Annotated in this window: 20 protein-coding genes and 1 pseudogene; 12 read left to right on the top strand and 9 right to left on the bottom strand. The window is 35.1% G+C overall.

Annotation, left to right across the window (positions count from 1 at the left end; all coding sequences use genetic code 11):
* Positions 1-217: 217 nt before the first annotated feature.
* Complete coding sequence (locus BAMA_RS23470) at positions 218-496, bottom strand: TrkA-related ion transporter (protein WP_162176059.1); 279 nt, start codon at positions 494-496, stop codon at positions 218-220.
* Positions 454-891: a potassium channel family protein gene (locus tag BAMA_RS23465; RefSeq protein WP_265182711.1), complete on the bottom strand. Its 438-nt coding sequence runs from the start codon at positions 889-891 to the stop codon at positions 454-456. The genes BAMA_RS23470 and BAMA_RS23465 overlap by 43 nt, the downstream gene beginning before the upstream one ends.
* Positions 892-1,150: 259 nt before the next feature.
* On the opposite strand from BAMA_RS23465, the gene BAMA_RS09235 reads away from it, so the two are divergent.
* A complete protein-coding gene (locus BAMA_RS09235; protein WP_051758908.1) occupies positions 1,151-2,314 on the top strand; it encodes a DUF418 domain-containing protein in 1,164 nt (387 codons plus the stop codon).
* Between the two features lie 341 nt (positions 2,315-2,655).
* Here the strand turns inward: BAMA_RS09235 and BAMA_RS09230 are convergent, their stop codons facing one another.
* Positions 2,656-2,883, bottom strand: a complete 228-nt coding sequence (locus BAMA_RS09230; RefSeq protein WP_034638508.1) for a hypothetical protein — start codon at positions 2,881-2,883, stop codon at positions 2,656-2,658.
* A gap of 80 nt (positions 2,884-2,963) precedes the next feature.
* Here BAMA_RS09230 and BAMA_RS24495 point away from each other — a divergent pair.
* A pseudogene (locus tag BAMA_RS24495) lies at positions 2,964-3,136 on the top strand (IS3-like element ISBt2 family transposase); the annotation flags it as partial.
* Positions 3,137-3,209: 73 nt separating this feature from the next.
* Here the strand turns inward: BAMA_RS24495 and BAMA_RS09225 are convergent.
* The 5 genes from BAMA_RS09225 to BAMA_RS09205 all read right to left on the bottom strand — a co-directional run bounded on the left by BAMA_RS09225 (position 3,210) and on the right by BAMA_RS09205 (position 7,701).
* Positions 3,210-4,178: a DMT family transporter gene (locus tag BAMA_RS09225; RefSeq protein WP_034638507.1), complete on the bottom strand. Its 969-nt coding sequence runs from the start codon at positions 4,176-4,178 to the stop codon at positions 3,210-3,212.
* 10 nt (positions 4,179-4,188) lie between these two features.
* The gene (locus BAMA_RS09220) at positions 4,189-4,848 is read right to left on the bottom strand and encodes a GntR family transcriptional regulator (RefSeq protein ID WP_034638622.1); all 660 of its coding nucleotides are present in this window, start codon (positions 4,846-4,848) and stop codon (positions 4,189-4,191) included.
* Between the two features lie 122 nt (positions 4,849-4,970).
* A complete protein-coding gene (locus BAMA_RS09215; RefSeq protein WP_034638506.1) occupies positions 4,971-5,486 on the bottom strand; it encodes a 2'-5' RNA ligase family protein in 516 nt (171 codons plus the stop codon).
* Positions 5,487-5,512: 26 nt separating this feature from the next.
* Positions 5,513-6,571 carry a DmpA family aminopeptidase gene (locus tag BAMA_RS09210; protein WP_034638505.1) on the bottom strand — a complete coding sequence of 353 codons (1,059 nt, stop codon included), beginning with the start codon at positions 6,569-6,571 and terminating at the stop codon, positions 5,513-5,515.
* A 188-nt stretch (positions 6,572-6,759) separates the two neighbouring features.
* Positions 6,760-7,701, bottom strand: coding sequence for an alpha/beta fold hydrolase (locus BAMA_RS09205; protein WP_034638504.1), 942 nt, complete (start codon positions 7,699-7,701; stop codon positions 6,760-6,762).
* Positions 7,702-7,955: 254 nt separating this feature from the next.
* On the opposite strand from BAMA_RS09205, the gene BAMA_RS09200 reads away from it, so the two are divergent.
* Positions 7,956-9,164: an MFS transporter gene (locus BAMA_RS09200; RefSeq protein WP_034638503.1), complete on the top strand. Its 1,209-nt coding sequence runs from the start codon at positions 7,956-7,958 to the stop codon at positions 9,162-9,164.
* Positions 9,165-9,216: 52 nt separating this feature from the next.
* Here BAMA_RS09200 and BAMA_RS09195 read toward each other — a convergent pair whose 3' ends face one another.
* Positions 9,217-11,292 (bottom strand): hypothetical protein, encoded by a 2,076-nt coding sequence (locus BAMA_RS09195; RefSeq protein ID WP_034638502.1) that lies wholly within the window; start codon positions 11,290-11,292, stop codon positions 9,217-9,219.
* A 423-nt stretch (positions 11,293-11,715) separates the two neighbouring features.
* On the opposite strand from BAMA_RS09195, the gene BAMA_RS09190 reads away from it, so the two are divergent.
* From BAMA_RS09190 to BAMA_RS09185, 9 genes are all read left to right on the top strand, one after another.
* Positions 11,716-11,856, top strand: coding sequence for a YrzI family small protein (locus BAMA_RS09190; RefSeq protein WP_034638500.1), 141 nt, complete (start codon positions 11,716-11,718; stop codon positions 11,854-11,856).
* A gap of 23 nt (positions 11,857-11,879) precedes the next feature.
* Positions 11,880-12,020, top strand: a complete 141-nt coding sequence (locus BAMA_RS23955) for a YrzI family small protein (protein ID WP_084157949.1) — start codon at positions 11,880-11,882, stop codon at positions 12,018-12,020.
* 31 nt (positions 12,021-12,051) lie between these two features.
* Entirely contained in the window at positions 12,052-12,192 is a 141-nt protein-coding gene (locus BAMA_RS23950) for a YrzI family small protein (protein WP_084157948.1), read from the top strand.
* Between the two features lie 31 nt (positions 12,193-12,223).
* Positions 12,224-12,364 carry a YrzI family small protein gene (locus BAMA_RS23945; protein ID WP_084157948.1) on the top strand — a complete coding sequence of 47 codons (141 nt, stop codon included), beginning with the start codon at positions 12,224-12,226 and terminating at the stop codon, positions 12,362-12,364.
* A gap of 31 nt (positions 12,365-12,395) precedes the next feature.
* Positions 12,396-12,536 carry a YrzI family small protein gene (locus tag BAMA_RS23940; RefSeq protein WP_084157948.1) on the top strand — a complete coding sequence of 47 codons (141 nt, stop codon included), beginning with the start codon at positions 12,396-12,398 and terminating at the stop codon, positions 12,534-12,536.
* Between the two features lie 31 nt (positions 12,537-12,567).
* Complete coding sequence (locus BAMA_RS23935) at positions 12,568-12,708, top strand: YrzI family small protein (RefSeq protein ID WP_084157948.1); 141 nt, start codon at positions 12,568-12,570, stop codon at positions 12,706-12,708.
* Positions 12,709-12,739: 31 nt separating this feature from the next.
* Positions 12,740-12,880 carry a YrzI family small protein gene (locus BAMA_RS23930; protein WP_084157947.1) on the top strand — a complete coding sequence of 47 codons (141 nt, stop codon included), beginning with the start codon at positions 12,740-12,742 and terminating at the stop codon, positions 12,878-12,880.
* A gap of 29 nt (positions 12,881-12,909) precedes the next feature.
* Complete coding sequence (locus BAMA_RS23925; protein WP_084157946.1) at positions 12,910-13,053, top strand: YrzI family small protein; 144 nt, start codon at positions 12,910-12,912, stop codon at positions 13,051-13,053.
* Positions 13,054-13,231: 178 nt separating this feature from the next.
* Positions 13,232-13,798, top strand: a complete 567-nt coding sequence (locus tag BAMA_RS09185) for a GNAT family N-acetyltransferase (RefSeq protein WP_157405979.1) — start codon at positions 13,232-13,234, stop codon at positions 13,796-13,798.
* Positions 13,799-13,804: the final 6 nt, after the last annotated feature.

The raw sequence follows: 13,804 nt of genomic DNA, 5'->3' as shown, positions 1-13,804 counted from the left end.
TATCACATTGGCCTCTTCCTTTCTTATTTTAGATATACTATTTTCTATAACGACTTTACAGCCATCTTCGACATTACTTCATTCGATAAAGTGAAACTTCACTCAGTGGGGGGTTCTTCATCCCCCACTGAGTGTTAGTTGAACCAATCGGGCTTTTACGGGCTGTTAATCTCCACCTAAACTTCTTCGCTTTTTCTCAAGTTTTGAGGTGGGAGTCTTACAGCCCGTTAATGCGGGATAAAATAAATTCATCTGCTTTTACATGTGCAAAACTCCTTACATGTTCTTCTTTTATCACTTCAATAATGGTTTTTACATTTGGAGCGTATTGCTCGATCGATGCCGCTAATATCATCGTTTTACCATCTACTAATAATGGACTATCAATCTTATCATCTGCGAATATAATAACGGAATGTGCCTCTTTTATATTTGCCATATCTATCGTTGTTTTCATTGCTGCATTACCGGCAATGTAATGTACTCGATCATGCACAAGCGGTTCCTGTGATAACTCGTCAATAATAACGAGACTTCACAATCTTTTGTAGTTAAAATTTCTTTTAACGTATACTCTGATTTTTTTGACCAGCCAACAATGACAATATGATTCCGACCTTTATATTTCCCTTCCCCTTTCAAGCGTCTATAATGACCAAAGGAGTCAACAACTTTACCAATAACAACCCCTAAAATACCGATTCCAACTATGTATAAAAATATAGCAAATATCCTTCCTTCAATCGTGACCGGATAAAAGTCACCATATCCAACCGTTGTCATTGTCGTCATGCCCCACCAAAAAGCATCAAAAAACTCGGGAATGTTTCCGGTTCTAGCTGCCGAATAACAAACGAACTTGCTATGATAACAAACGACGTCATTATAAATAAAAATATATTGTTTAACTTACCTATCTTATTCAATAACATGCGAAAAATAAGCAACAATAAGCCCCCTATAGACAATTTCTTCCCTAGTGCTTTTTCTCATATCTTCTTGTTTATTCTCTTATGATTATAGAAATTCCTGTTTAACAACACTATTTAACTACCGACCTTTATGCATTTGACATACATAGTAAAATCATATACAATATTTTTGATTGATTAATCAATCAAAAATATTTACAAAGAAAGGTAAATATAGAATGCAACAACTACACATAAAACCTATCTCTAATCATGAACGATCGCTGGCTCCTGATTTAGCTCGTGGCTTTATGCTTTTAATTATTGCCATCGCTCATGCTCCATTATGGCTAAGTGTTACGAACACAAATTTACTCAGTCGTCCTGAAGGCGGTAGTACCGTTGGCGAAATCATTAATTTTTTCTGCATTTTATTTGTTGATAATCGTGGAATGCCGTTGTTTGCAGCTCTATTTGGCTACGGAATGACCATGATGGTAAAGCGTCAACTCAGCGCTGGTATGTTAGAAACAGAATCTAAAAGGTTATTAAAGCGTCGTTCGCTATTTCTTCTATTATTTGGGCTCGTACACACTGTTATCATTGGCGGTATCGATATTCTTGCTTTCTACGGAACAGCTGGACTACTTATTGGCTGGTTACTATTCCGAGGAGACCAAACACTTAGACGAGGCATCCTATTAGTTAGCCTGTTTTCTATTATCTTCATCCTGTTCGTATGGACTGGAATTTCAATAGACATGAACGGATATGGAGTAAGTGCTGGTTTCTCTGATACAAGCTCATATGGAGAAGCAGCTTTAACTAAACTTATTGGATTTCCTTTCATGATTTTGGCTCAACTTTTCATGTACCCTATGCTACTTCCTGTTTTAATTGGAATGTGGGCAGCCCGAAATGACTTGTTAAACGGAAAGAAACATCGTAAGCTTCTCATTCTTATCGCAATAACAGGAATCGCTATTTCTATTATCGGTGCTCTTCCATTTGCTATGATTAGCACAAAACTATGGATTCCTTCTCCAGCAACAATTGGATTGATGACCTCTCTCCAAATCTTAACTGGGCTTGCTGGTGGATTTGGATACGCAGTATTATTTGGACTAATTGGTTCCTTTGTAAATCGTACAGGGTTTGTTACTTATTCATTAGCAGCATTAGGTAAACGATCATTAACTTTCTACTTATTTAACGAGGCAATGCTTGTTATTATTATGTCGCCCGTAGCGTTCGGCCTAGGGCATGTTTTACACACTACTGGAGCGTTTGTTACCGCCGTACTCATTTGGTTTACTAGCCTCTTCTTAGCTACAATACTAGAGCGTAAAGGATTACGTGGACCTGCTGATGCTTTCATGCGCCGACTTGTTTATAAAAATTAAATATAGTTGTAAAAGCGACTAATATGTTTCCTAACTATTAATCACTTCATGAAAAAATCTCAACTTTTATCCCGCATTAACGTGCTGTAATACTCCCACTTCAAAACTTGAGGAGTATTACAGCACGTAAAAGCCCGATTGGTTCAACTAATAATCAGTGGGGGATGGAGAAAACCCCCACTGATTAAAGTTTCACTTTATAAGCTGATATTTTTTCAATATCGAACTTATGCCCAACCTGTTTAAAAAAATATCATGTTAATCTTTTTGAGGTCACTTCGAGCATGGATCTAGCCTATTTAACATGGGAGGTTCAAATAGTAGAGTGGTAAGTCAATAATTCAGTAATATACTGGTTGCGGGTTCTTACAAGGCGGAAATCCATGTATATCTTGAATCATATTAAAATCGTATTGTTTTAAAGCGAATTGTGTTTGATACAAATATTCAATGACTAGAAGTTTATTATCAGAAATTCCGCACAAAACACCTGATGTTCCTTGACCATTTTGTAATGAAATTCCGATAGGTTGCCCAATTAAATGTCTAATTTTTTGTTGCCATGGCATAGTATCACTCCCTCAACTCCAACATATTACTTTTGAAAAGATGGGTGCATGTATTCCCGTAAATACAAATAAAAATATGTATGTCCCACAAAGGAAATAGTCATGATAATACCTTAATGGATAGTTTCTTTAATCATTTGAAAAATGAATCTTTCTATTCATAAAAGATAACAAAAGCATCAAACACAACTGGGAAAATTCAAGAAAATTAAACCACCTATCCCCCAAAGAAAATAGAGAACAAGTGGTTTAGGTATTTTAAAATGCGTCCCATTTTTAGGGGGCATTTCACTAAAATCATTATTGGTTTTACAGCGTCTTCTATGTTAAGCACTTACATTTTTATTATGGGGTATTTGCTGCTTATGAGAAACATAACTATGCGCAACCATTCCAATCATAATAATAAACATACCAGACCATGATACGAATGAAGGAATTGGAACAGCTAATAAAATAAGTTCTCCCATAACTGCAAAAAGAACTTCCATAGACTGCGTCGCTTCAACTGCAGCCAACTTTTGCATATCACCTTTTACTAGATCAGTTGCCTTAAAAAATAAAACAGTTGCAATAACGCCTGAACAAATAGCAACTAAAAGTGATTGTATCGTCTGCTCCTTGCTTGGTACCCCTGTTGTAAAAAGACCATATATGGAAAGTAACAGCCATAATGGTAAACTAGCTAATGTCATTCCAAGCACTCGTTGATACGCATCTAAACGTTCCCCACAAACTTCCATCATTTTACGATTGCCAAGTGGATATGCAAATGCGGCAATTACAATTGGAACAATTCCTAATAAAATATCTTTTATCGCTAATCCTTTTGCTTGTTCTATTTGCATAAGAATAATGCCAAACAAAATAATGAAAGACATCCCCATACCTTTTAATGGGATTTCTCCTCTTTTCCTTACAAGTCCATTTGATGTTTGAATCGTTTGGATAAATAGCGGAGCTAGTAAAGATCCTGCGATAATCGTAACTTGCCATGTCCCAGCAACAATCCAACCAGGTGCGTGTGCAGCTGCAAAACATAACGGGGCATAAAATAAACCAAATCCTACAAAGCTCCATAAAAACCACGCGCCCATGTTTTCTTTCATCACTTTCAATAAGGGGCGTAAATTCTTCCTTCCTAATACAATCAATAGAAGAAATGGGACCATGAAAATAAACCGCAATGAAGCGCTCCAAATCCAGCTCCCCCCAGACAACTCCATCGCTCGGTTCAAAATAAACGTAAACGCAAAAAAGAAAGCAGCACAAATCCCTAACAAAATAGGACGCAATTCCCTCACCTCAATCCGTCTGCTGAGTTAGTAGCTCTCCAAGACTTAACCAGTTTTGTTCCATAAGATGTGCTACCAGTTCGACATTTTTATGTTTACAAGCTTCTATCATTTCTTTATGTTGTTCTACTGACTTAAAGCCATTTCTAGATGTGAACTGAGCAATTTCAAGACGCTGAATTTTATGTATACTACGCTCTAACGCACGAATGATTTCAGGATTTCCTGCCGCGTCTAAAAATACATTATGAAATTGCTCATCAGCTTCAATTGCTCCTATACTATCTTTTTTTTCAAGCGACATAAATAAAGTTTTATTATGAAACTCCAACTCTTCAATGTGTGACTTTTTTAATAAAGGAACTGCTAACTTAGCTGCTAAAGCATGCAAAGCTGCCACAACAGTAAATGCGTGTTTCGCCTCCTCTAAATGTAATGGTGCAACGCGCGTCGCTGAACCTGGAATAGACTCAATAAGCCCTTCATCTTCAAGTCTTTTTAACGCCTCTCGAACCGGAGTACGACTTATCCCAAATTGCTCAGCTAATTCCTTATCACTCAAACGTTGCTCTGGTTTTAGTTCTAATGTAACAATTGCTTTTTTTAAAGTTGCATATACTTCATCTCGAAGTGACATACGTTTAATTGGCTTTATCATTTTATTTTTCATAAAACCAATATATCGCATATTGGTTTTATATTCAACTGAATTTTCTAAATAAAAACAACCTCTTTCTTATAAAAGAAAGAGGTTATAACATGAATACTTTTAGGTTCTACACCATGCACTCTCTATTCCAGTTTTAAAAGTCCAATTTCAAATTCTACAATCGATTCCTCATTTTCCCCAATACTCTCCACTACAATCTTTTCAATGTAAAGTTCTATCTTATTGCATAACAACGGGATATCTTGCACTGCTTTTGCTGCAAGTTTTTCATCTTCTTTTCTGCCTACTGTAACATGTGGTATGTATGGAATATCTTCATATAAAAAATCCGCTAATATGCCACTATACAATCGATCATGTAATTGTATAATTTTCTCTTTTCCTTCTCGAACAAGCAAGAATAGATATTCACCATGACTTGTTACAATTTGGTCTAGATTAATATAAAACGACTCAATACCTTGTATACTTTCAATAATATGACCCCTTAATATTCCGTTTGATACATCACTCTCAAACGGAAATACTAATGTACTATGTGGTGGAATAAGTCCAAATAATGGGTCATGCACTTCTCTAATTTTTTCAATTTCATCTACCACGGTACCATTTAGAAAAATTACAATTGTTCTTCTCATAGCATTTTCATCCTTATTTGTACTTTCTATATTAATTGAATGTTATATTTATCTATTAGGTCTTTAAAAGCAGGCCTTTCATTCCCATCTCGTCCAATAACATGTGTTGCAGTCACTAATGAGTTCAAAACGGCCTCTTCAGTAGCCTCACCAACCGCTCGAAATGCTACATCTATATCTTCTTCGTGAATCATCGGCATCGAAATACAATGTCCTGTTTTTTCATGAGGTATTTTTGTAGCTGTGGAAAATCCAATGACCACCTCACCACTACCAGTTGTAATGATGGATCCAGTACGTGATAAGCCTGTTACCGCTCTTTTTATAATTCGGTTTAGCTGCCTCTCTGATACAGGAAGATCTGTTGCAACAATTATAATGATAGAACCTTTATCTTTCTCCTCTTGAAGAAGTACATGTTTCAGTTCCTCTCCAACAGCTTTTCCATTCACTTTTAAGTCACTTAAAATGCCAAAGTTTGATAATACGAAAACACCCATCGTATACGTTCCATGTTCCATTTTCATTCGTCTAGAAGCTGTACCAACGCCACCTTTTAAGGAATAACATAGCATCCCCGTTCCTGCACCAGCGGTTCCTTCTTGAAACTCGGCCGCGGTATTGTTTAGGGATTGCATAACATGCTCTTTCGTTACAAATCTAGCGCGCACATCGTTTAATAGCATATCATTACATTCACATACAATTGGATTAACAGTTCCTGTCGTCCGTCCAATCTCTGGATTACGTTCTAACATGTATTCAATTAATGCATCTGCAGCTGTTCCAATACTTAGTGTATTTGTTAAAATGATGGGAGATTCTAATGTACCTAACTCATTGATTTGTATCGTCCCCATCGTCTTACCGAACCCGTTAATTACATGACTGGAAGCAATTAGCTTTTCTTTAAATACATTTCCTTGATGCGGGAGAATGGCTGTAACACCTGTTTGCATGTCCTTATCACTAAGAGTTAGGTGACCGACAGTAACTCCTTCAACATCTGTAATAGAGTTGTAATGACCCGTTTCTAAGTTCCCTATCTTCACACCATAATCTCTTATTCTTTTTTGATTAAACATAAATACCCCCATATATGATAAATAGGCCATATTACCAGTGAACTTGGCTCAATTTTTAAGGTGTAATATAAGCAAGCAATCCTGTCTATCACTTCTTCACTTGAGCAACAATCACTGCTTCAAATGGCATGTTTGCCCCTCCGCTTTTTTTATGTTGCAAAATGTGAAATCCAGCTTTCTACCTTTTTCTATTCTGTTATATCACCTATAATCTTCTCCACAGCTTCTACCACAACTGCTGGATTTTCCAGTTGAATAGAATGATTATTCTCCGTTTGAATATGCACGGATTTATTTGTTAACTGACAGAGCTTTTGTTGCTGTTCTTTCCACGCCTCATCTTTATTATTTGAACTAATCACTACGATTGGTAAATCTTCTTTCAGTTTTTGTGTGGCTTCTACCTGTCTTGCAGATTTTTCGCTATATAACATTTCTTTATAAGAAACTTCATATGCACTAGGTGTGTACCCTACGTACTTTACATAGTTTTGCACTTGCTTAGGTAAACTTCTGCCACCAACGGGCATTTTAAGTAACCTTGGCAATCCAATGAGAGAAGTCAAATTTGCAACTCGCATCATTTTTAAACTTTTTTCATATTGTCTTAAACGATTAGAATCCATTTTTTCTTTTATATACCTATCTTGATGAACAGCATCCACAAACACTAAACCAACTACATCTTCAGGATATTTACTAGCAAACAAACGAATATGTAATCCTGCAAATGAATGTCCAACTAAAATATATGGCGGTGCAATGTTGAGTTCCTGTAATGCTAATTTTAAGTCCTCTAGCGCTGATAAACTTGTAATTTCACCATCTTCAATATCACTCCATCCATAACCTTGTCGGTCAAATGATACTACTTTCGTCATCTTCGCTAATTGTGGCTGTACGAGACACCACGCTAAACAGTTCCCACTTAAACCCGCATCTAAAATAACAGTTGGATTTCCTTTATTTTCTCCAGAAACGATACAATGAAAATCACGATTTTTCACTTTTACAATTTTTCCTGGTTCCTTTACTTTGTTCTGTTTGTTTATCAACAAATTTGTAATCGTGCATGGGAATAATATAGTACTTAATGCTTTTTTATAAAATACATCCTTTTGACTACTCACGATGTCCCTCCTAATTCCTTTAAAATTCTTGCATTATAAAAATTCTACACGCTCTCCTAAATACCTACATTCATACCATTATTTTCATAAAAACTTCTAATTGTGATGTAGCTACTACCGAAATAATAGTACTCAATTCTTTCTAATTGACAAATGTACTACTCCCGCTATATGGTAGTTATCGTGCCAAAATATTTAGTCATGCTAACAAACAAAAAATATATGTACATCTTAAGAAAGAGAGGCTATTTTACATGTCAGCAGAGCAACGAAAAAAAATGATCATTTTAATGATCAATATGTTTATTGCAATCGGAAGCTTCGGCATTATTATTCCGATTTTACCATCATATTTAGAGTCTATTAATCAAGGAGGAACAGCTGCTGGTCTTATGATTGCTATTTTTGCAGGAGCACAGCTTGTTTTCTCACCTATTGCAGGAAAATGGACTGATCAGTACGGTCGTAAAAAGATGATTATATACGGGTTAACAGGATTAACTTTATCGATGTTCGTTTTTTACGCATTTGATTCAATTTGGTGGCTATATGCTTCACGTATTATTGGAGGAATTGGAGCAGCACTTCTTATTCCAGCAATTTTCGCTTATGTAGCAGACATTACAACACTTGATCAACGAGCGAAAGGAAACAGCTTCGTATCAGCAGCTATGTCACTTGGTATTGTTGTTGGGCCTGGAATTGGCGGATTTTTAGCTGATTTCGGATTAAAGATACCGTTTTTAGTTTCTGCAATTGTATCTCTTATTGCCGTAATCTTTTCGATTGTTGTACTTGAAGAAAGTGGAACGATTGAAAGTGCCGAAACAATGGGTGCAAAGCAAGAAGATGAATCACTTCTCAAAAAAATGGTTCAATCCGTTCAAAAGCCGTATTTCATTCCACTTATTATTACACTTGTCATGAGTTTTGGTTTAATGGCGTACGAGTCCGTCCTTGGACTTTTCGTAGATAACCAATTTGGTGCATCTCCGCAAGAAATTGCATTAATGATTACAGCAACTGGTATTATTAGTGTTATTGTGCAACTATTTATTGTCGGTCGCATTGTACAACACTTTGGAGAAGAGACTGTGTTAAACATCTTTATTGGAGTAGCTGCAATCGGATTCTTCTTATCGTTATTCGCTTCTAGCTACGTAGCATTCTTCGGAATCACAATGCTTATATTCCTTGCGACTTCTATACTTCGTCCTGTACTTAATACACTTATTTCTAAAATGGCTGGTACAGAGCAAGGATTTGCTATGGGAATGAATAATGCGTACATGAGCATCGGAAACGTATTAGGCCCGACACTTGCAGGTATGTTATACGATATTCAAATTGTTTATCCTTTCATTTTAGGTCTTATCCTTTTAGTTGTAACGTTATTCACTACGATTGTGTGGCAAAAACGTTCTCAAAAACAACTTTCACACTCAAAAGCAAAACAAGCATAAAAAGAAGGCTAGAACTTTATTCACATAAGTTCTAGCCTCTTTTTATTATATGTTACTGAATGCGAAGTACTCTACTACTACCATCTTTTCCGATGTGCACTTTTGCATACATCCCCTTACCTGTTACAAGTTCTAACGGAACTTTCCTCGTACCCCCAATTGTAATATATCCGTAGCTTGTATATCCTTTTATCCAAATCCCTTCTTCTTTTGGGTATTCGTTATACTTTATTTCTTCTGCATGGTACGTTCCATTCTCTTCTTTTAACTTTATATATACAACTGCCTTGTTTTCTTTACTTAATTCATGCGTTCGCATTGTTGTAAAAACCTCTTCTTCTAATTTATAAGAAATCCAAACGTCCCTCTTATAATCAGACTTTTCTATTGTATGGCCAAGTTCAAGTAACACGGTGTTTCCATTATCATAATTCCATTCTTCATATGCAACTGTACTAATTAAAATTCCAGCCGTGAGCATACCGATAAGCCAAACATGTTGTTTCTTCATCCTCTTAGCATAAGTGATAACATACTGTTCATTTTGCCTTGTTTGTAACAGTAAAATTCCCGCGATAAGTAAAAGCCATGACAATTCATAATTTCCGATATACTCGGACTGATACATCATTACGTTACTGAACACATAAATACCTATTCCTATCCGCTTTATCATCTCGTCTTTTATATACAACATAATAAAAACAAGCAACAGTGTATAACCACCGTGTAAACTTAAAATGAAAGTGGAACCTTCTGTTTGATAATGTGAAAGTAAATAGAAGAATAGATATATCATTCCAAAACTAAAGCTATATCGCAATAAAAACCTTTGTTTTTTCCAAGTTGCATAAAGAAAAAACAACAAGTGAATAAGAACAAGATAACCCATACCCTCTGTTTCATCTACATGTTTCATAAACTCAGCTATAAGAATCCCTTCTAACAGCCACCATAAGCTATGCTTCTCTATTTTATTTGTCGCAAATATCCAGTACGCAAAAATAATTAGTCCATATATAATACCCCATACATAATGATGATCAGAAAACAGCGTACTAATCCCGGCCATTACTCCAAATACAAATAAAAAGACTCGTAAAAACTTCGCTGTTAACCTTTTATAACCAAAGATTGCTAGTACACTTATCGAAGCACCGATAATCATAATAAGGTTTCGTTCCTGGAGCTCCTCCCACAAAATAAAATAGAGGCTGGCAAGAAATAATAAACTTCCAATTGCGCTAATCAATCCATATAATATATATTCGCCCAATTTATAGCGCTGCTCATTTCGTTCTTCTTTTTTCTCACGCCACACAAGAATTTGATTCAGCAGCAAAACAAATAGCGTAACTACTCCCATCAAAATATACGCAACACTCATTGTTAAATTGGCAAATAAGTTTGTCACATCAACTAATGCATAAAGTGACCAAACTGTTAATACTCCGCCTGCTGTCACCTTATATAAATTACGTTCCTCAATCGTTTTAAATACCATGACATATATAGCTGTTACAACGATGATACAAATCACTTGCACAAAAAATCTCGGTTCTCCATGTTCATATATGTGTGTAAGATACACCAACCAAAGCTCAAATAAACTAACGATGAAAAACAAATATCGTCCCCATATATTTGTCCCTAAACGATACCATAACAGTGCAGCAACAGTAATCATAATTGATTGCCATCCGCTAGAAACGGTAAACCATGTTGTTGTGTTTATGTTTAATAAAAATATAAGTAACGAGCTACCTCCAATTACGTACCATTCTGCCCGTTTCGTTACCACATATAAATATAGAGCTGGCAATAACCAACTAATTGAAAGCCATAGTTCTCCATTTCCTACACCGTAAATATTTTGAAGCATCCAACACGCCCATGCATAAGCGATATAGACAAGTACACGCATTCCTCTTATGAAAAAAGAATCTATATGTAGTGCATGTTTCACTGATCCATACCATACAATTCCAATTGCAGGAACACCTAATACAGCTAAACTTTGATACACCGTGCTCCATGAATAACGCATTGTCATTGTTAAAATAATATACGCACCTAGTAGAGAACATACTCCGAGTAATTTTAAAACATCATTTTTCCAATCTTTCATGTTTCTACCTCCCTCCATTCATTATACCGTATATAAGCTCCAATCTCTTTTCAATTAGGTAATTTAGTTAAATTTATGAATTTTTATATTTTTTTATGTTTTCCGGTTTACAAAACTTTCCCAATTGTATATACTTATTAACGTAAGAAAAATTTACCAAAGGAGGTCGAATGAAATGATGAGAATGAACATTTTGAATAACTCTGTTTTTGCTGCACAACTAAATATATATTCGACCACCGATATGGAGAATTGAAAACCGTTCAAATTTTACTTTAACTAACAATTCTGCCACAGGAGGTCGTATGCTTTCCTGTGGCTTTTTCATGCCTTGCCACAGGAGCACCGTGTCTTCCTGTGGCCTTTTTGTGCGGTTTTTCAGCTTCTCTGCCACTCTCACATTAAGAAAGGAGCAATTTATTTATGAAGTTTCACGTTTTCTTTCTGACGATCACTATTCAAAAGCAACACTTATCTATGAATGAATTACAACATGAACAACAAATTAAACAAATGCGAAACGAACTAAAAGAAAGACAAAGTTTTTATATCCACCATATGTAAAAATAAAAAGGAGCGATTACATTATGATGTTTCAAATATTTTCTTTTAAAATTACGATTCAAAAAGATAAGCTTTCTGAAACCGAAGCTTTGCACGATCAAAAAATTCAAACGATGATGGACGAAGTAAAAGAGCGACAAAGCTTTTACTCTAGCCATATGTAATACGAAAACAACCTAAAGGAGCGATTACATTATGATATTTCAAATTTTTTCTTTTAAGATTACGATTCAAAAAGATAAGCTTTCTGAAACCGAAGCTTTACACGATCAAAAAATTCAAACGATGATGGACGAAGTAAAAGAGCGACAAAGTTTTTACTCTAGCCATATGTAATACGAAAACAACCTAAAGGAGCGATTACATTATGATATTTCAAATTTTTTCTTTTAAAATTACGATTCAAAAAGATAAGCTTTCTGAAACCGAAGCTTTACACGATCAAAAAATTCAAACGATGATGGACGAAGTAAAAGAGCGACAAAGCTTTTACTCTAGCCATATGTAATACGAAAACAACCTAAAGGAGCGATTACATTATGATATTTCAAATTTTTTCTTTTAAAATTACGATTCAAAAAGATAAGCTTTCTGAAACCGAAGCTTTACACGATCAAAAAATTCAAACGATGATGGACGAAGTAAAAGAGCGACAAAGCTTTTACTCTAGCCATATGTAATACGAAAACAACCTAAAGGAGCGATTACATTATGATATTTCAAATTTTTTCTTTTAAAATTACGATTCAAAAAGATAAACTTTCTGAAACCGAAGCTTTACACGATCAAAAAATTCAAACGATGATGGATGAAGTAAAAGAGCGACAAAGCTTTTACTCTAGCCATATGTAATACGAAAACAACCTAAAGGAGCGATTACATTATGATATTTCAAATTTTTTCTTTTAAAATTACGATTCAAAAAGATAAACTTTCTAAAACAAACTTTGCACATAAAGAACATATTCAAAGCATGATAGATGAAGTAAAGGAAAAGCAAGCACCTTACTGTAACCATATGTAAATTCATCCTTTACAAAAGGAGGAATACACATGATTTTTCATATTTTCTTTTTAACGGTCACAATTGAAAGAAATACAAACCGTAAAACCGATAAACGATGTGAAGAGCAATATAACGAAGCTGTTAACAAAATGCGTGATTATAAAAGCTTATACTACAACTATATGTCTTAAAGTAACACAAACAATGAAAAGAGAGGATGATTAAGATGATGATGCAACATAAAGAAATGATTTCTGTCATAGGAGGCAACTCCACGTAGTAACTTAATAAGCATTTTAATTAGCGGGGACTTGTCCCCCGCTAATTGTGAAACGATTAATATGAGATAAATAATAATGAGGTGTTTTATTGATAACATTTGATATTGCTATTGAAACAGAGAGATTAATAATCCGGCCATTACGAGAACAAGATTATACTTCTTGGCTCAGCGGATTTAACAATCGCCTTCCCTCCCAATATAGACACGATCAAGGAAAAATAGATATGAGTGAATGTACAGAAGAATGGTTTGCACATTTAGTGAAAAAACATCAAACATTAGCATTAGACGATGCCGCTCATATTTTCGGCATATTTTCAAAAGAGGACAGCCGACATATCGGCATGATAGATTTTTCAACATTAATGCGCGATGACTTTCAATGGTGCAGAATAGGTTATACTATCCATAATCAATATTGGCGTAATGGATACGGAAAGGAAGCTGTAAAGGCCGCGATACATATTGCCTTTCATGACCTAAAATTTCATCGCATTGAAGCTCACATTAATACAGATAACGATGCATCTATTCATCTAGCAAAAAGCGTTGGTATGGAGTTTGAATGTGTACGAAAAGGATTTATTTTTGAGTTTGGTGAATGGACTGATCATCTTGTTTACTATATAAATAATGAAAAAATGACACTTTAAAAAGAC

Origin of the sequence: Bacillus manliponensis, assembly GCF_000712595.1 — a bacterium.
Lineage (GTDB): Bacteria > Bacillota > Bacilli > Bacillales > Bacillaceae_G > Bacillus_A > Bacillus_A manliponensis.
Note: the sequence above shows the minus strand (reverse complement) of the source record. Positions and strands in the feature narration are given on the sequence as shown.